The sequence below is a fragment of the Prolixibacteraceae bacterium genome (genome assembly GCA_019856515.1).
In the GTDB taxonomy this organism is placed as follows: Bacteria; Bacteroidota; Bacteroidia; order Bacteroidales; family Prolixibacteraceae; genus Halosquirtibacter; species Halosquirtibacter xylanolyticus.
In genome coordinates this window covers 124,839-144,268 of record CP082230.1, presented here as the reverse complement: position 1 = coordinate 144,268, position 19,430 = coordinate 124,839, and the positions used below count along the sequence as shown (strand labels likewise).

Below are 19,430 nucleotides of genomic sequence, written 5' to 3'. Positions count from 1 at the left end.
GCAATGTAGAATTAACTCGGACAAAATCTCTTAAAGTAGTAGACAAGACTGTATTCATTTGGTACACTCTTCTCAAACTTCCAACCCATATAAAACACCCATGATAGACTAATGACTCTCACCTATTTAAACCTAAAACAACCAGCTTATTACAATATAACTACGAGCGTTTTTTATCACAATTAAGAGACACTTCTCTTACGTTTAGCTTACCTATAAGTCCTGTGGAGGTAATGGAAGGGTAAGTTAAAGGTAACTTAAGGGTAAGTTTAGTATAGGGAAGGTACTTGTAAATATGCTATCTGTATCCTAGTTATTATCCATGAAGTACTGCCAATATTTAGAACGAAAAGCAAATCACTGAGAATATAGATAGATGGTTCTACATGATATATACAATATGCGAAGAGGCTGAAGTAGCCCTCTGTATTGATTTATTGATATACTCGTCCAATAATATTTACAAAGATCTCTAGATATGATGAGATGGCGAACTTCGGAGGGAAAGAAAATTTAGCACATTACAGCATCAGATTAACTTATGCGTTCACTAAAATAAAACGTCATACACGATACGTATATAAAAGTGTACTATTTATTCATCAAATGACATAGGTATTTCCCTCCTTTGTAAGGAATAAACCATTAAACGAACAATAATGAATTTACGTTACATTGTAATCACACTTCTACTCTTTGTAGGGGTGTTTACTCATGAAGCAAGCAGTCAAACCAAGGAGGAAGGGATAGATCACTTAAGAACTTACTTCTCGACTCATGCTTACAGAAGACATGAGTTAGCAAAAGCTCAATCATTAGAATACTGCTTATCTAAACTACAAGATGATGGTAGGTTCTCGGACCTTATCAGTTTAGAAGATGACATTATACGAAACAAAAAGTATTCAAAATCGTGGACAACACCTCAAAAAGAAGTTAGTGAATTAACGGGGGATGCACTTCTAAGGGTATGGCGTCTATCGGAAGCAATACAAAAAAAACAGATCTCATCAGAAGAGATAGAGATCTTACTTCCCAAACTATACAAGACAATCATCATTTATGGAGATATAGAGATCTTAAGAGGGGCTATTTCAAAGGGACGATTTCATATTAGTTGTTTTTCTATTCCAACATCTGCTGTTAACAGTTATTTCTGTCTGTTTGACCTGATGGAGGCAGCAGAAAACAGGACCAATACAGATGTCAATCTTATCAAAGCAAACAAAATACTTGTTGACTTAAGTTATCAATCGTGGACACAACCATATAGAAATGATGAAACAGACAAAAATGTTGTAAGTGTAGAACGTTTCCGAAATCATGTGTGGTGGGTTGGAGGAAATGCCCTCGCTTACCGATCACTTCTACCAACTGCTGCTGCAATGAAATCGATACCCATGATGGACGTATTATGCACTGTGGCTCAAAATGCACTTTCTACAGTTTCTCAAAACACTATTAAGACAGACTTTTGGACAGAAGGATTTACAGCTGATGGCGCAGGATGGGGACATGGACGACAAAATATTGTATGGGGCTACCCAATAGATGGAGCCAATGCAGCAATTGATATTCTAGGATATTTCTTAGGTACAGCATGGCAGCAAGGGTTGTCAATCGCAAATAGAGAAGCATTAATAAACTATATACGTGGCAGTTCTTGGTTCTATTACAAAGGGTTCTTGCCCATAGGCATTGGCAGATATGGAATGAACTACAACAACACCAAGCCAAGTATTGTCAAATCAAAGAAGATTGTTGATAAGCTAATAAACAAGTGGTCTGACAGTTTTAGTCCAGACGAACTTAGTGAGCTTAAATCATTTCAGAGCACCGCGATAAACAATCGGATCAATATGAGTGATAAAGATCAAGGGTTATATGAAGGGACTCGATGGTTCTACAATAATGATGATCTTGTCAAAAAGAACAAAGACTACTATATCTTTATAAATACAGCATCATATCGAACCGACGGAACAGAGTCTGATCCGAATCAAGATGATGCATACAACTTTTATACTGACCTTGGTGTAACACTTTTCTTAAAAGATGGAAATGAACACTATCGTTCGATGGGAGCATGGAATCATTCATCCCTACCAGGAACAACTGTTAGGCAAAATGTTGATCCTATTAAGCCTCGTAAAAATTGGAGCGGTTATTGTAGCAAGATGAACTACTCTGGAGGGGCCACTAATGGTGGTGAAAATGCGGTTGTAGGATACGAACTAGAGGTGATGGATTCAAATGTGAAATCTCAAGATATTATCTATAGTCCTAGCGATCCAAATACTTTCTTATACGGAGTAAAAGCATTTAAATCATACTTTATCTTTGGGGACTATCTTCTTGCATTAGGCTCTAATATAGATAATATGACAACATCAAAAGAGGGAGATATTTGGACTACGATAGAGCAAACAGCATGGGAAGGAGACTACCAAGTGTGGGATGATATCCATGCGATACAAAACAACAACTCTTCTCAGACATTCACTTTTGATCCAAATAACACCACTTTATATGGAGCTTCACAACCTGGAAAATTTGCTTATGCAGTAGTCCCCGAATGGACATCAGGTGAAGTTGTTCTTAAAACAGAGTCCAGATCAACAAAATGGAAGGAACTCAACTATAAGAATCGAAACCGTAAAGATATGAATACGACAGAGAACATCTTCCATATGTACATCAATCATGGACGTAATGTGACCAATGCAACCTATGCATATATGGTTTATAGTGGGAATCAATCAGCAAATGAGGCTTTCAAAACAATGCCAGTGAACATTCTGGATAACAGTATTGAAATTCAAGCCGCAGAGAGCACTTTATCTCATTCACTGGGAGTCGTATTCCATAAAACAACTAAAACATTACATGCAGGAGACTTCTCCATTTCGACCAATAAACAAGTAGTTCTACTTCTTGAAGAGGTAGATGGATTAGTGCAAGTCACAGCTAATGACCCAACAATGGACCCTTCAGTAAGTGCCATTACCTTAACCTTAAATGGAAACCTATGGAATAACAGTTTTAACAATAATACCATTGAAGTGTATCTTCCAACAGATCACGATGCAGGGAAACCTGTAAAATTCACTATCCTTGAATCGGGGGAAACGAATCAAAACAATAACTCTACATCAAGCCTGAGTAAAGATTCTGAGCACCCTCTATCTAAAGTAATATATGGGAAAAACAACACATATATTAGCAGTAGTAAACAGATAATGAATATTGAATTATTTAACCCCAATGGTGTGCTTATATCGCAACAAAAGCCCAATAGCAATGATGTGATTCTAAAAGCACCACAGAAAGGTATCTATATAGTAAAAATTAATTACTCAAATGGAAAATCAGAAACAAAGAAAGTCATTCTTTAATTGACTGCTTTGATTTTATCATTCGACAGCACTTTCAAGCGTAGCTTAGAGTGCTGTCTGTTAAATTGTAATTGGTAATTGGCTCTTTCCGAGACTTGGTGTGTGACCATATTAAATAGAACAATGCTCATACACCATTATCACATCCGATGACATCAATATCACCTTACTCTGACCAACAAGCTACTATCATCTGCTTTTCCCCTGAGATGGCTCGAAGTTCATTCAAAGTTCACTCGAAGTTCATTCATCGATTTCCCTTTTTGGGTGAGGGAATTTCGAATATACTTGGAAAGATACCCAAGAAAAAGCAGGTGTTAGTAGCATGTTAGTCAGGTGATGGCGGCTTTAAGGGTTCTTTATGAATCTCTATTTATCTAAAACGTTATCATCTCGCAGGTTGTATTCTTTAGGATAATATTTCAATGATTCGTGATCTTCTTCCATCTTGAATGTGTTGTCCAATAATTGCACTGCTTTAATAGACATCTAAACTCTTCTATGTTACTAATTTTGGCGATATATGGCATCGAGAATACAGGAGTCTGATTGCAATCGATTCTGTTTCCGAGCTCGAGCGGCGTGTTCCTATGAGGGGGCATAAAGACCATGAATTACCCTATTAAGATTGTTCATGATTCTTATGATAACTAGGATCGGAAAAGTGCTTCTACTTATAGGAAATAACAGACATATTAGATAGGGTTTCCTTTGTAGTTTATTGATACTTCAAGGATACTTCATTGATAGTTGCTTCATCAAAAATGTTTAATAGATCAATATTCTATTGTCATGCTATAGGTTTGGTGATGCAAAAGAGTTAAGAAACCATAACGATATGTGTTCGTGATGTTTTTGATGAAATTATTATAGTAACGTGTTCAAAAAGCTTAAACCTACAATAAACGATGGTCTGTTTATCGTAATTTAATTGGAAAATATCGCGTTGCATTGATGATTTGGTTGTAATGCCATATGGGTTACACACCAAGTTTCGGAAAGAGCCTTTTAATTACATCTTATTTCCTAAATAGGAAATAAGATGTAATACGTCATTGTTCCCATCATCGTTTTTTTTAACTTTAGATATCAAATAATTGCTTAATATTAAAGTGACGGGAATGGACCAGAGAATTCAATTTACACCTGAACAACAGGAGATACTATCAATCAGAGAAGGAAATCACTTTATTATCGCTCCTCCTGGTTCAGGGAAAACAGAACTACTATCACAGTGGATTTACCAATTACTAGAAGAGGGAGAGACGCCAAAAGAGATTATTTGTTTGACTTTCACCAATCGTGCAGCATTAAGCATGAAGGAGAGAATTGAACGTTATCAGTTGGATTCTCAAGTGTTGGTAGGTAATGTACACCACTTTTGCAGTCAGTTCCTCTTCCAAAACAATCTAATTTCTAGGCACAAACAAATTATAGACGGAGAAGATCAAAAGCAAATTATTCAAGATATTCTTGATGAAACGGATCATATCTTATACAATACAGGATACTCTTTTAAAAGACTTTCTGCAGGTAATTTTATTGCAATAAACTCATGGTTCAAACAAGAGCGTTTGGGTATAAATGAAGCGCTTCGTAATAATGAGACAAAGCAATATTTAAGAGTAAAAGATAAAAAGCAACTGGTTACAGTCTGTGATAAATATGAGAATATAAAAACCAATTACCATCTTCTAGATTTTGACGACATCCTAAATCTAACATATAATTTTCTTCATAATAGAACCACGGAACAGTATAAGCTCACGAACTTCTCTTGGGTTGAAGTTGATGAAGTTCAGGATATAAATCCCATTCAATGGAAGATTATAGATTATATTTCTCAAGGTAGTACACGACTATTTTTTGGAGATCCATCACAATCCATCTACTCTTTTATTGGAGCGCAATCATCTCTTTTTAAAAGAAAGATTACAGCTACACAGAAGAGTGACCCATCATCAATTCATACGTTGAGTGTAAATTTCAGATCTCCATCCTATCTTCAGAGAACGTTTGATTTATATCAGAGAGAGAATATTTCCAACGACTATTGGAAAGAGCAAACATCACATCAAGTCTTCTCCGTACCTCCAGCGATGGCCTTATGTATACGAAATATACCGGGGCATCATAGTTATTATGAAAAATGTTACATCATTCACCATATCCTACCATGGTATCTAAAACAAGAAGAGAACAAAACAGCTATTCTTGTTCGTACAAATAAAGAAGCAACAGAGTTAGATGCCATATTAAATGAGCAAGATATTCCATATTTTATGGTATCAGGTACCGATTTTTTCTCTCGTAGAGAGATTAAAGATCTAATGGCTCTGCTATCAATTTCCATTGATCCTATTGACTATGTGTCTTGGAGCCGTATACTTTCTAAAGATATTAGTGGTCTAACATTAAAACAGGCTAGACGATTTATCAAAGACCTGCAAGACTGTGGAATGACTCCTAATGAACTTAGTTTAGATCCGTCTGAAGTTCCAATTGTTTCATACTATCACTCTATCAAAGACGACACATTAATTGTGTTTGATACAGAGACAACAGGTAGAGATACAAAAGAGAACGATATCATTCAGATTGCTGCGGTAAAAATGAAAGATGGCAAGAATATCGCTACCTTCAATCGTTATATTAGAACCAATCAAGCACTAGATCAAACGGTAGAAATCCACCATATTACACCACAATATTTAGATAAACACGGAGAAGAAGCCGAAGTTGTACTTAGAGACTTTATTCAATTTATTGGAGAAGATACTAAGCTTGTAGCACACAATGCACCCTTCGACATCCAAATGCTCAAAAATAATATCGATAGGCATATTGGTGAGAATATTTATAAAGAGTACCCGATCATTGATACCCTTGTAATGAGCAGAAAGCTTTACCCTACAGAGAGATCTTATCGATTGGAGTATTTACTTGAAAGGTTCAAGATTGAAGGTAAAAACAGTCACAATGCACTAGATGATGTCTTAGCGACTTGTAATTTACTCTATTTTACTGTAGATAAAGCAAAAGAGATGATCGATCGTCAGAATAACTTCTTTTCACTTAAAGAGACACTGAAGATTCGAAAGGCTCTACAGACTAGTTTTCTTCCTCGTTATAATGCATTTTTAAAGATCATACGAGAAAGAGTCTCATTTATACAAATTATCAATGGAATCATAGGAACGACACAACAGGAAAAGTGGATCCAAACAGACCTAAATATCCAAAAGTGGTTAGATCATATCGAATATTTTACAGAAGGGAAAGAATATGAATCGGCCTATGAAGGAATGCTAGAATTAGTGCCTTACTACAAAAACTGTAAAGAAGTAGACCTATATTTTGGAAAGGAAGATCTCTTGATCTCCACCATTCATAAAGCAAAAGGTCTTGAGTTTGATAATGTAATTATACCAAGCATCTCGTCAAAAGACTTCCCTCACCCCATGGCTGATAGAGATGAAAAGGATGAATCTGCTAGACTTTTATATGTGGGTATAACACGTGCAAAAAAACGATTAGCACTTACGTTTACAGGTAGAGATATTTCTCCTTTTATTGGAAAGATTTTACCACAATTTAATATTAAAAGTGTCGATATTGAGCAAATTAGATCATAGTCCAAGTAAAGATGTAGTCGAACTCTTCCAATGGCTTTAAATCTACTTATTACAAAATTACGTTATTAACAATATCATCATTCAAAATACAAAAAAGACAACTCGATAATTGAGTTGTCTTTTTTATAAGGTTTATATTAAAGCCCTAGTTATGACTTAGCCATTCCGCAGGAATAGATGTCGGCTTTTTGTTACCAACCTTTACTCGAAGTCTAAGTGTATTCCCACCAGTACCTTCGAAATAACGAATACTAATAGGATAGGAGCCTGATTTTAGAGCTATGATATCTGATTTCCACTGCATTCCATGGGCGCCATCATTATTAACGAGCATCTTATCATTAATTGACAAAGTAGAACCATCATCAGAACCAATACTAAACGTGTAAATATTGTCTTCTGGGACAGTGATTACCCCGTTAAATATTAAACCAAAATGATCTTCTGGCGCACTCTTTACAATCTTCACGTGCTTCGCAGTAAAACGTTTTCCATCCACGACCTTAAGCTGACTACATGACGAGACCTTCTTCTTTATTAAGTATCCATCCAACCCACTTTTCGTTCCTTTTGAAACATTGGCCTCGATATATGAGATCTGTTCTACAGGAACAGAAACAATAGTACTTTTCTCTTTTGGAGAAATGATGTTTATACATTTCACCACACCAGGTTTAGTAATCGTTATAGGACCATTATATTTCAACGACTTACTCGTTGGAGTGGATCCATCTAATGTATAAAAAAGATCTCCATCAATTGAGGTATTTTCAAAAGCTAATTCACCTTTATCCACAAATCGAAGGTTTATAACTGATGGTTTAGGAGCGAGTACTTTATCAAAGAAATTCACACCCAAAAGCTCTAAACGCTTCTTATGATCTTTCATATTCTTCTTAAATCGACTGAAGGACTTTTTGTCAGAAGATAACCATGCCACTTCAGACAATGCACAAGCTCTCGGATAGACCATATATTCAACATGATCACTATTAGGCATATACTCGGTCCAAACATTTCCTTGAACACCAATTATGTGCTTCTTTTGATCAGGAGTTAATGATGCAGGGAATGGATTATAACTATATACTTTACTTAATGGAAGGAAACCACCAATTGCCAAAGGCTCTTCACTCGCAGTATTCTGATAATGATCTAAATAACAGTGTGAACCTGGAGTCATAACAACATCATGCCCCTGTTTTGCAGCTTCGATACCACCTTTTTCACCTCTCCATGACATAACAGTAGCATTGGGAGCTAAACCACCTTCTAGAATTTCATCCCAACCAATTATTTGTCGTCCATTAGCATTTAAGAACTTCTCAACACGCTGGATAAAATAACTTTGTAATTCATGTTCGTCTTTACAGTTCTCTGCCTTCATACGTTTCTGACACTTCTTACAGTGACTCCAACGCTCTTTGGGACATTCATCTCCCCCAATATGAATATATTTAGATGGAAAAATATCCATCACCTCTGTTAGAACATCTTGTAAGAATTCAAAGGTTTGCTCATTACCGGCACAATAAACTTCTTTAAGGACTCCCCAACGCTTTGACACCTCATATGGTCCTCCTGTACATCCTAAATAAGGATATGCAGTAAGTGCAGCCTGAGAGTGACCAGGAAGTTCTATTTCAGGGATAACTGTTACAAATCGTTTGGCAGCATAAGCAACCACTTCTCTGGCCTCTTCTTGTGTATAAAAGCCACCGTATTTCTTATTGTCATAATTAGACCCACTTCTTTGATGTCCAACAATCGTTCCATTTCGATAAGCTGCTACCTTTTGCAATTGAGGATATTTTTTTATCTCAATACGCCACCCTTGATCTTCGGTCAAGTGCCAATGAAAAACATTCAACTTATGATATGCAAGAAGGTCGATATACTTCTTTATAAATGAAACAGGAAAGAAATGACGACCCACATCTAACATTAAACCTCGATACTTCAATAATGGTGCATCTTTAATTTCAACACAAGGAACAGTCCATTCTTTATTCGCAACGACCTGCTTAGACTCTATCTCCACAGGTAACAATTGGCGCAAAGACTGGAAGCCATAAAACAAACCAACTGGAGTATTAGAGGTAATTATAACCTGATCCTCATTAACTGTCAATTGATAACTCCCTTTTACTCCTTGTAAAGAAGTATCCTCCACAAATCGTACAACATTACTGTTGTCTTTGTCAAGTTTAGAGACATTAAGTTTATACCCTGTGGCTTTGGTGATAAAATTAGCAAATTCAGAGGCTACAAAAGCAGCATCATCTCCTCCTTTGTATTCTATTTTAGTAGAAGTGTCGACAATAAATTGTCCTTGTTTGGGAGATAAACTTTCTGGATAAGGTATCAATGGATACTCATTCACAGTAGTATTTTCACTACAGGATGATAGAAAAACTGCTACGAGTAAAGTGCAGATAATAATACATCTTTTTTTCATTCTCAATGTGTGTTTAAATTCAGTTATTATTAAAGAGACTTCTATAACACTAAAGTCTCTTTATGTTAATATCGTTTCAATATAGTCATAATCATAAACATATGAAATTTTTTTATATTCATTCCATTGAATATAAAAAAACACATTCATAATTAGTCCATAAAAAACCGCCATTGAGTAACACTCTTAAATGGTTGATCTGGAGTAATAGTTGTAGATGGAAAAGAAGGAATGTTCGGACTATTCGCAAAATGCTGCGTTTCAAAGGTTACTCCTCCATATTGCGGATAATAACCTCCATCCCAATTCGAAATCGTACCATCTAAATAGTTTGCAGTATATATTTGTACTCCAGGTTCTGTTGTGTATACCTGTAAAGTAATTCCAGACCTATCCTCTTGTAGAATTGTTGCTAACATTAGTTTGTCATGCTTGGCTTTTTCTCGACTTAAAACAAAATTATGATCATATCCTTTCGCGATCTTTATTTGGTGGTTTGTTAAGTCAAACATTTCACCCATTAACGAGAGTTTACTAAAATCAAATGGGGATTCATAAATACTCTTTATATGCCCTGTTGGTATCATATTTTCATCAACAGGAGTATACTTGGAAGCAAATATTTTTAATTTGTGTTGCCATATATTCGTACGACCTCCATCATATAGATTAAAATATGTGTGATTAGTTAAATTTACAACAGTAGGTCTATCAGAAGTAACATGATAAGCTATCGAAAGACAGTTTTTCTTTTTTAATGAATAGACAACTTGACATTTCAACTCTCCTGGAAATCCTTCATCTAAATGTGGGCTTGTAAATTCAAGGATTACTCCAATGCTATCTTTTGTCTCAAACATAGTCCCTCTCCATAATTTATGACTCAACCCCTGATTTCCTCCATGAAGAGTATTTCCACTGTTATTCTTTGAAAGCTGATAATTTTTCCCATTTAAAACAAAAGAACCTCCTTCTATTCGATTGGCATAACGACCAACGACACAACCAAAATACCCTTTTTTAGATAGATATCCATCGAGGCTACGATGACCTAGAACAACATCCCGTCTCTTCCCATACCTATCATCGACTCTTATTCGCTGCACAGAAGCGCCATAATTTATTATCGTAACTTCCATACTTTTACTTTTGAGACAATATGCATACACCTCACCTCCTTCAGGAGTTATTCCAAAAGGTGTCCTAGAGCAACTTAGTTCCTCAGACCTCCCCTCACAGAAAAAGCAGCAACAAATGTATATTAACAAAATTAGCATCCCTCTTATCCTTCTCATTGTATTTGCAGTTTTATTGGTTCGTTATGATAATGATAAAAAGAAATTCTATTACAATACACTAGTTTTCATCATTTAACATTGTCCAATAAGATAAATATATCTAGAAATGAAGTAAACATTACAGTCAAAATCACGCGTACTCGTTCTAGTATGAATAGATTACAATGATACCCCTAAACATTGCTATTACATAATACACTCAATATGAAGATCTAAACTCAGGCACATGAATCGTTACACTATTGTATCTATATCCTAATATTTCATTTGGATATAGAAATCCGTTCTTTAGTTTAGGATTGAAGATCTATGGCAAACAAGGTCAACGAAGATCATCAATAAAAAGAGTTGTCATCTATTCAATGATAAAATAACACTAATTTTACTCATTCACAGAAAGATAGATCACCACACAAAAGACCCAAAGGTGTGAATCTAAATTTGAATGAATACAAATAAGCATTATAAGCTATTTTACTATACCTCTAGAGGTAGAACGAAGCCAAATGTTTCATAAATTTGCTTTACGTTTTATTGAGAAAATCTAATATTTTTAAAATTATGGCTTACGTTATTTCTGAAGAATGTATTGCTTGTGGAACTTGTATCGATGAGTGTCCAGTAGAAGCTATTGCTGAAGGTGATATCTATAAAATTGATGCTGATCTTTGTACTGATTGTGGTTCATGTGCAGAGGTTTGTCCTGTAGAAGCTATTTCAGCAGAATAAGAAAAATCCTTATGGATTCTTATCATAAGAGGCTATCTCATAGAGATGGCCTCTTTTTATTTAAAAGCTATATTTTAATCGGATATATGCACTATTAGGCTGATTTCCATATTCCGAAAGGCTTTTTCCCCAGAACACTTGCCCCATTGTCATCAGGTCAAGGTTATCAAGAATAGAGAAAGTAACACTGGGACCACAATATCCAGATCCGTCAGAAAGGTTTGTAATGACTGAACCTGAAATATAGGTTATTGGCGACAGCTGATAGCTCGCTTGCACAAAGCCCTCATATTTTCCTAAAGACAAATTCTTTGCAGATAAATTCGCATCAACATACAACAAATTTTCTTGGTCGATATCACCTGTTGTACCTAAGCTATTAAACAGGAAACTTGTTTGAAGATAGAGTCCTTTTGGAAAGGTATAGTCTAATGATAAAGAAGCGACCAAAGCTTCCTTAGAATCATCTTTATATCCTGTCATTGGATGGAAATATGACATCTCTCCTCTAAAACCGGCTCCTTTGATATTACCAGTCCAGCCAGTCCCCAACACAAGATCATAACCTTTCCAACCTCCTATAATCTGGATATCATACCCCTTCAGGTTGAAACGATAGGATGCTGCAAGAGTTCTATCAATCATTTCATCAGCCATTTTATACGCCACCTCAAGAGAGGCTGTATAACCAAAGTATCTAGTTAACTTTACCGCATCAGCACCAGGTCTCTCTTCATAATCAAAATCGAGATAGTTGTATGTATTAAATAGATCATTAGGATTCCAAACAAAATTTATCCCCCAATTGATTCTCTGCCTACCAACTGTTAAATTCCATAACTGATATGTATAATCGATATATAGACGATCTATATTGGTATTCAAAAACCAATTATCTCCAGTTGCTATATTCCATGACATATCCACCTTGCCATTATCATATGCGGTATAATCTGCAAAAAATGGAATATCTCGAACCATACTTCCTACATAGAATCGATTCCTCATTTGTACTGTAAAGAGTAAATCTGAAGTGAAAAAATAATCAAAGTTAAGCCTTTGATGCGTAAGGTTATAGTCCATCATATTAGTCCCCAGTTGTTCCTCCATGGAGGAACCAAGAAAGAAGACCCCCTCCATATTTTTCACATAACCAGACACTTGATATTTCTTATCTTGCGCACTCACCGAAGTAAGGCACAAGATAAGTATCCCGATCATGGATATTTTTTTTATTATATTCATACGTAATCGAATCATTGATCTTCTACCTCTTTGGTGTAATCACGGATAATTTTTCCATCTTCGATTTCAATAATACGTCTAGCTCGTTTCATTACTCGTGGATCATGCGTCGAAAACACAAAGGTCATACCTTCCTTTTCATTTAACTTTTCCATCGTTGATAGTAGTGATGATGTAGCATGAGAATCAAGATTTGCTGTCGGCTCGTCGGCTAAAACAAACGATGGCTTGGATGCTAAAGCACGTGCCACAGCCACTCTTTGCTGTTGTCCACCAGATAATTTACTAGGTCGATTATTCTCACGTCCTTCTAATCCGACCTCTTTCAAAAGAGAGACAGCCCTTTCATGTCTTTCTTTTGCAGATTTACCTTGTAACTCCATCACAAAACCGACATTCTCTTCCGCACTTAATACAGGAATTAGATTATACGCTTGAAAAACAAAGCCAATATTGTTCAATCGAAAATCTATACGCTCTTTGTCACTCATCTTACCAAGATCATTATCCTTCACTAGGACCTCCCCTTTCGTTGGATAATCTAATCCTCCAATAAGGTTTAAGAGTGTTGTCTTTCCCGATCCTGATGGTCCAACAATTGCAGTAAATTCGCCTTTGTTGATTGAGATATTAACCCCATCTACGGCACGAATTTCAGACTCTCCGTCATGATATATTTTATATAGTTCTTTCGTTTCAATTACAGACATAACGATAAATTAAATAGTTCGAATTGATTCACAAGGATTATTCTTTAATGCTTTTTTTGCTGGTACAATTGCAGCGAAGATTCCTGTAAGGATTACTAAGACAACAATAAGTCCCAACTCAGAAATATCGATATAAGGTCTTAATATTGTACTATATCCCATTGCTTCAAAACCTTCCGCCTTAGATGAAATATCAATACCATCTTGCGAAGCTAAAATTGCAACTAGAGATAAAACGATTCCTGTAACACCTCCAATAATACAGAGCCATACGGATTCTAAGATGACCATCCAAAATATTTTTGCTCTCTGCATTCCGATAGCCATCAATATTCCAAACTCACGAACGCGTTCTAGTACAACCATCATCATAGTATTAACGATTCCAAATCCCAAAGAGATTAATACGACAATAACAAAAATGAGCATGTAAAACGATGACACTTCCATCGAATACCCTAATTCAGGAGATATCTTCTTCCAAGTTAAAACCTCCTCTTTTGCAAAAAGTTGGGTCACGACAGAAGAAATTTCATCTAGTTTCTCTGGATTGTTAATATGAATTGCTACCTCATGAATATTATTAGCATCTAATGAGGCAATCCGTCGAATATCGAGATCCTTAACATATACAAATTGTTCTTCGAAACGACTATCTGTTGTATTGTAGATACCTACAACACGAAATGCAGCTCCAACGATATCTCCTTTCTGGTTTTGAAAAGAGAGAATCACCTTTGACTTTAGTCTCACCTTCAATTTCTCAGCCAATTTCTTTCCAATAACAATTCTGTTTCTTTTTTTACTTCCATCAAGCCATGTTCCATCTGACACCATAGAAGCAATCGTGGTAGTATTAGACTCCATGACAGGATCAACAGCCAACATCTCAACCCCTCTTCCAGTCTCCGCTGTAGAGGCCATAGCTGTCATCTTATATCTAGGAGACACACCGTCCACTCCATCAATATCAAAGAGACGCTTTTGACGTTGATCACTCCAATGCATGGTCAAGCTCGGGTCTAAATCTTCACGAAACTGCTGTGCATGAATTTGAATAAAAGAAGTTTCTACTTCAATCCCTTCTTTAACCTTATCTTTTATCATTCCTGTGGCTAATGCTGATGCATATATTGCAGCAAACATTCCAATAGCTACTGCCGCAATTACCACTCCACTACGAACCTTATTTCGCCAGATATTGCGCCACGAAATAGATATTAATTGTGAAATCTTTTTTTTCATCATTCCTTGCTTATTATTCACGTACAGCCAAATGTTCTTTCAATCTCATTACACTAATCCATGGATATATTGAAATAAATACCATCATTACAACAAGAACAACTCCTTGCTTTACTAACATCAAGATATCATTAGAAAAATTCATTACAGGTTCCCATCCCATTTCTAATAGCATAACACGCATGTCACCAGTAAGTGGAATTGGATTTTGCACAAAATAAGAGAGGATAATATACGAAGTGAAAGTACCTATTGAGACTCCAATGAATGTCATTATAAAACTTTCATATATTAATATACGAGCAAGTTTCTTTCTCGCCATACCAACAGCAAGCATAATGCCTAGTTCACGTTTTCTTTCCGCAACCATCATAGTTACTGTACCTAAAAGACCAAAACCAATTACAATAAAAAGAATAATTTTAAATACATCACCACCAACACGATCACCTTCAATTTGTTGAATTAGTTCAGGCTGTAATTCATCCCATTTTTTCACAACAAGTGAGTTTGGAATTTTAGATCGTAATTCATCCTTTAGAAGAACACCATCAACGCTATCTTTCTTTAATACCGCAACTGATGAAACTCGATTTGTAACACTTAAAAACTCTTGAGCTGTAGCCATAGGCATATATACCAACCGTTTGTCTACAGAAGGAATTGGGTCTTTAACAATTCCCTTTATTGGAAGGAGTGCAGCAGCAGATTGCCCATGGTATCCTTGTCCTAAAAAAACCAGTGAATCTCCCAAAGAAACATGTAAATACTTTGCAAGTGCATATCCAATAATCACAGATTGATCTTTAGCATTAAGCATCTCGCCTTCTTTCAGTTGGGCATCAAAATGACTCATCTGAATCTCTTTCATCACATCTATCCCTTTCACCAAGACTGGTCTAGACTTTTCTTCAAATGCCACTAGAGCATATGTATCTAATTTCGGAACAAAGGTTGTTCCTGACACAGACCAACGTTGAAGCAGTTGATTATCAAAAGGCATCGAATTATTAATGGTCTTGTCTTCCCAATAATGCTCCTCTTGTATTTGATAATAACCAAGATATTTATCCACAGTATTATTAATCATAGAGGAGTACATTCCTTCCTGCATTCCTGTCATAAAGCTACAGATCAATACTCCGAAGAACATCGATGAAATCATGGTCCATGTTCGACGTTTATTACGCCAAAGATTTCGCCATGCAATTCTTATTTCATTGCTCATAATTACCTAACTCTTTTGGCATTTTGAATACTAAAGAAATTATCATTTAATTTCTCACCAAATCGGATTATATCCATACTCATGGTGGTCTTTTGACCAGGCTTATCCGCAGGAATCACTTCGTAAAAGGTAGGAATTGTTCTGTCTCCAACTTTTTTCACCTTCGACATGCTCTCAGTATTTACTAACTCCTCATCTTCATCATAATACTTATTTTGAAGCGTATATCCATTCTTTTTACTAATCATTGAAACAATTTTACCCCAAACGACAGCTGCATCCTCATGTGGCACCAACTCTATTTCCCAACAATCTTCGCCTCCAACACTCTCTTCACCTAGAATTTTATGATCATAATCATCCACAATAGACGACTCCTTAACGATATCATCATTTGTTAGATCTGACCCCATCCATGACTGATTCATCATACTTGGTGGAATCTTGATCATCCGCCTAATTGACGGCATCCAATTCCACATTTCATTATCTCTTTTCAAAGATACTTGCCCTTTATCTTTGGCTGGTGACATTACATAAACCAACGAATAGTCAGTTCCTTTTGACCATGATTTAAACTGAAGTGTTCTAGTGTATCTTGGACGAATAATAGCCATCGTTGCCTCACTATAACTGGAAGTCCCTCTCATCAAATCATAAGATTTTTTGACAATCGCTTGGGCATCTTGTGCAGAAGCCTTCATACATCCTATTGCTATTATTAAAAACAGCAATACTGATTTAACATTTCTTTGCATACACATCTAATATATGATTACGTACTATATTTATATCTATAAATTCTGGGGCCGAAACATATTGAATACTTATCCCATCTATCAAGGCTCCAACAATAATTATTTCTTTTGCTGGATCTTCAAACCCCTGTTTTTGCAAATAATTAAAAAGCTGCTCCTGATACCACCCCATCACATCTTGTATTTTTGGAGACATTAAGAATTCTTTCATCTTAGATTGCAAAATCAACTGAGTATAAATTTTCCAAGTAGCGACATTATTTATCACATGATCGAACAGTCGATTAATGCGATTTGTAAAATCATCAGGTCCTTCAATCACTTTATTTGATACAAGAAAGATCTCCATTATCTCATCAATCGTACTATTCATAATAGACAACTCTAATTCATCCTTGCTCTTAAAATATGAGTACATAAGACCTTTCGAAACACCGGCCTCTTTTGCAATAGTTGCAATTGAGACTTCAGTAGGATTCTTTTCTGAAAATAACCTCATTGCAGCATCCATTATCTGCTGCTTTCTCTCGACTCTTATTGTCTTATTCTGTTCTTCTGTTCTTGGCATTATTTTTATTTTGACCAAACGTTCAGTCAAAAATATTACATTTAATCAAATTAAGAAACCCTTCTGATTAATTTTAACACAACATAACATTTAACCTAACTGTGCACTATAATTTAGAGTATTGTTGTCATATTTTTTTAAAAATTATAATGATCTTTACATATCAAATTTAACAAACAAGCAAACACCATGTTTAAACGTATCGAAAAGATCCTTTTAAAGTCAAAATCACTAGCACCAATTTTGACAATGGGCTTTTTAACCTTGGTCATTACGACACTATTTAGGTTAGCATATATGATAATCTATTGGGATCGAATTTCAATGGAACCTGAATTATGGAAAATATTTATATTAGGTCTACGAATTGACTTAATTCCAATATCTTATTTCTCTCTAATACCTCTACTCGTATTCACCTTCGTTCCAAAGAGGTTTATACTTAAAGTGAAGACCATCTGGACACTGTATTTCACGCTCTTTGTGACTATTGTTTTTATGATGGAGATGTCAACATATGCTTTTATTGAACAGTACGATTTACGCCCTGACAGAATCTTCATTGAATACCTTGACCATATGAAAGAGGTATCTCAAACGGTTCTAGGTAACAATCCATGGAGTGTACTTTTCACGATAATATTTACGACTGTTGTTGCCATTCTATCTAGAAAAATATTTAGTAGTGTTATTAATAACTACACCCAGTTTACTATCAAAAAAAGTATTATTGCTTTCCCTTTGATGGCTGGTCTAGTGTTTATAGGAGCAAGGTCTAGCTTCTCTCCTCGCCCTGCCAATATTAGTACCGCATATTTTAGTAACGTCAGTAAAATGGCAAACGAGTTGAGTCTTAATTCAACTTTCTCTGTTTTTTGTGCCTACTTAAAGATGAAAGATGAAAAAGATCCTTCTAGAAGATATGGTCAAATGCCTATTGCTGAAGTAATAAAAAGAATTGAAAGAACTAGTCAGGCACATTGGGACAAAGAGGTTAATAGTGAAATTCCATTTTTTCATAAACAAACCCCTTCGATAAAGTCAAATAAGCCTAAGAACGTTGTTATTTTCTTACAAGAGAGTCTTGGAGCAGAATATGTTGGATGTCTAGGAGGGCTACCTCTAACACCTAATATTGATCGCTTAAGTAAGGATGGAATGTTATTGACAAATTTATATTCAACAGGTACTCGTACCGTTAGAGGAATTGAAGGTACTGTCGCTGGATTTTTACCAACTCCTGGAAGAAGTGTGGTTAAACTAGGTAAATCAACAAATAACTTCTTTACTGTTGCCGCTCTACTTCAAAGCTTAGGCTACGATACGAACTTCGTATATGGTGGAATGAGTAATTTTGATGACATGAAAACATTCTTTAAAGGGAATGGCATCCAGAATGTATATGACGAACCTACTTTTAAGAATCCTATTTTTAAAGGAGCGTGGGGAGTTTGTGATGAAGATCTTGTCATCAAAGCAAATGAAGTATTTAAACAAAAGGGGGATAAGCCATTCTTTGCACTTATGCTTAGTACTTCTAATCACGCACCATTCGAATATCCTGAAAATAGCATTGAGCTTTACGACAAAGAGAATCCTGCAACCGTTCATAATGCAATGAAATATGCAGATCATGCTATAGGTCAATTCTTTGAAATGGCAAAAAAGGAAGAATATTTTAAGAACACTATTTTTGTGATCATTGCAGACCATAATACAAGAACGTATGGAGATGCTATTGTTCCTGTTCATAAATTCCATATTCCAGCACTTATACTAGGGCCTGATGTTCCAAAAGAACGTTTAAACACTCTTTCGAGTCAAGTAGATATTGTTCCAACGGTTCTATCACTCGCAGGAATTGAAAGTAATCATCCAATGATTGGCAATGACTTGACGACTCTACCTAAAGATAAAGGTCGTGCAATCATGCAATTTGGACAAAACCATGCCTATCGTACTGGTAATAAAGTTGTAATACATCAACCAAACCTACCAGCAAAGACATATCTTTATAAAGAGAATAAACTAGAACTGATAGATTCTGATACAGAAATGGAAAAAGATGGTCTAGCATATGCCCTCTTACCTTGGTATCTATACTCTAACCGACTCTACACCTTAAAGAAACAAGATCTTTAGTAGATAAAATAGGTTCTAA

Annotated in this window: 12 protein-coding genes; 4 read left to right on the top strand and 8 right to left on the bottom strand. The window is 35.6% G+C overall.

Annotation, left to right across the window (positions count from 1 at the left end; all coding sequences use genetic code 11):
- Positions 1-659 precede the first annotated feature (659 nt).
- Positions 660-3,395, top strand: a complete 2,736-nt coding sequence (locus K5X82_00485; protein QZT37385.1) for a T9SS type A sorting domain-containing protein — start codon at positions 660-662, stop codon at positions 3,393-3,395.
- Between the two features lie 1,121 nt (positions 3,396-4,516).
- Positions 4,517-7,030, top strand: a complete 2,514-nt coding sequence (locus K5X82_00480) for a UvrD-helicase domain-containing protein (protein QZT37384.1) — start codon at positions 4,517-4,519, stop codon at positions 7,028-7,030.
- Positions 7,031-7,175: 145 nt separating this feature from the next.
- Here K5X82_00480 and K5X82_00475 read toward each other — a convergent pair whose 3' ends face one another.
- The gene (locus tag K5X82_00475; GenBank protein ID QZT37383.1) at positions 7,176-9,488 is read right to left on the bottom strand and encodes a family 20 glycosylhydrolase; all 2,313 of its coding nucleotides are present in this window, start codon (positions 9,486-9,488) and stop codon (positions 7,176-7,178) included.
- Positions 9,489-9,640: 152 nt separating this feature from the next.
- Positions 9,641-10,627 (bottom strand): galactose mutarotase, encoded by a 987-nt coding sequence (locus tag K5X82_00470; protein QZT37382.1) that lies wholly within the window; start codon positions 10,625-10,627, stop codon positions 9,641-9,643.
- Positions 10,628-11,347: 720 nt separating this feature from the next.
- Between K5X82_00470 and K5X82_00465 the strand changes: the two genes are divergently transcribed.
- Positions 11,348-11,515 carry a 4Fe-4S binding protein gene (locus tag K5X82_00465; GenBank protein ID QZT37381.1) on the top strand — a complete coding sequence of 56 codons (168 nt, stop codon included), beginning with the start codon at positions 11,348-11,350 and terminating at the stop codon, positions 11,513-11,515.
- A gap of 60 nt (positions 11,516-11,575) precedes the next feature.
- Here K5X82_00465 and K5X82_00460 read toward each other — a convergent pair whose 3' ends face one another.
- The 6 genes from K5X82_00460 to K5X82_00435 are packed head-to-tail and all read right to left on the bottom strand — an operon-like array spanning position 11,576 to position 17,269.
- Positions 11,576-12,736, bottom strand: coding sequence for a hypothetical protein (locus tag K5X82_00460; GenBank protein QZT37380.1), 1,161 nt, complete (start codon positions 12,734-12,736; stop codon positions 11,576-11,578).
- Between the two features lie 35 nt (positions 12,737-12,771).
- Complete coding sequence (locus tag K5X82_00455; protein QZT37379.1) at positions 12,772-13,470, bottom strand: ABC transporter ATP-binding protein; 699 nt, start codon at positions 13,468-13,470, stop codon at positions 12,772-12,774.
- Between the two features lie 9 nt (positions 13,471-13,479).
- Complete coding sequence (locus K5X82_00450; protein QZT37378.1) at positions 13,480-14,718, bottom strand: FtsX-like permease family protein; 1,239 nt, start codon at positions 14,716-14,718, stop codon at positions 13,480-13,482.
- Between the two features lie 10 nt (positions 14,719-14,728).
- Positions 14,729-15,943 (bottom strand): ABC transporter permease, encoded by a 1,215-nt coding sequence (locus K5X82_00445; protein QZT37377.1) that lies wholly within the window; start codon positions 15,941-15,943, stop codon positions 14,729-14,731.
- Positions 15,944-15,945: 2 nt separating this feature from the next.
- Entirely contained in the window at positions 15,946-16,701 is a 756-nt protein-coding gene (locus K5X82_00440) for an outer membrane lipoprotein-sorting protein (GenBank protein ID QZT37376.1), read from the bottom strand.
- On the bottom strand, positions 16,685-17,269 hold the full coding sequence (locus K5X82_00435) for a TetR/AcrR family transcriptional regulator (GenBank protein QZT37375.1): 585 nt from the start codon (positions 17,267-17,269) through the stop codon (positions 16,685-16,687). The genes K5X82_00440 and K5X82_00435 overlap by 17 nt, the downstream gene beginning before the upstream one ends.
- A gap of 189 nt (positions 17,270-17,458) precedes the next feature.
- Between K5X82_00435 and K5X82_00430 the strand changes: the two genes are divergently transcribed.
- Positions 17,459-19,411 carry an LTA synthase family protein gene (locus K5X82_00430; protein QZT37374.1) on the top strand — a complete coding sequence of 651 codons (1,953 nt, stop codon included), beginning with the start codon at positions 17,459-17,461 and terminating at the stop codon, positions 19,409-19,411.
- Positions 19,412-19,430 lie beyond the last annotated feature (19 nt).

What these genes read in the sequence shown, in the direction of transcription:
- K5X82_00485 (QZT37385.1), top strand. Translation starts at nt 660, where the DNA reads ATGAATTTACGTTACATTGTAATCACACTTCTACTCTTTGTAGGGGTG.
- K5X82_00465 (QZT37381.1), top strand. Translation starts at nt 11,348, where the DNA reads ATGGCTTACGTTATTTCTGAAGAATGTATTGCTTGTGGAACTTGTATC.
- K5X82_00430 (QZT37374.1), top strand. Translation starts at nt 17,459, where the DNA reads ATGTTTAAACGTATCGAAAAGATCCTTTTAAAGTCAAAATCACTAGCA.
- K5X82_00480 (QZT37384.1), top strand. Translation starts at nt 4,517, where the DNA reads ATGGACCAGAGAATTCAATTTACACCTGAACAACAGGAGATACTATCA.
- K5X82_00440 (QZT37376.1), bottom strand. Translation starts at nt 16,701, where the DNA reads ATGCAAAGAAATGTTAAATCAGTATTGCTGTTTTTAATAATAGCAATA.
- K5X82_00460 (QZT37380.1), bottom strand. Translation starts at nt 12,736, where the DNA reads ATGATCGGGATACTTATCTTGTGCCTTACTTCGGTGAGTGCGCAAGAT.
- K5X82_00470 (QZT37382.1), bottom strand. Translation starts at nt 10,627, where the DNA reads ATGGAAGTTACGATAATAAATTATGGCGCTTCTGTGCAGCGAATAAGA.
- K5X82_00435 (QZT37375.1), bottom strand. Translation starts at nt 17,269, where the DNA reads ATGCCAAGAACAGAAGAACAGAATAAGACAATAAGAGTCGAGAGAAAG.
- K5X82_00455 (QZT37379.1), bottom strand. Translation starts at nt 13,470, where the DNA reads ATGTCTGTAATTGAAACGAAAGAACTATATAAAATATATCATGACGGA.
- K5X82_00445 (QZT37377.1), bottom strand. Translation starts at nt 15,943, where the DNA reads ATGAGCAATGAAATAAGAATTGCATGGCGAAATCTTTGGCGTAATAAA.
- K5X82_00475 (QZT37383.1), bottom strand. Translation starts at nt 9,488, where the DNA reads ATGAAAAAAAGATGTATTATTATCTGCACTTTACTCGTAGCAGTTTTT.
- K5X82_00450 (QZT37378.1), bottom strand. Translation starts at nt 14,718, where the DNA reads ATGATGAAAAAAAAGATTTCACAATTAATATCTATTTCGTGGCGCAAT.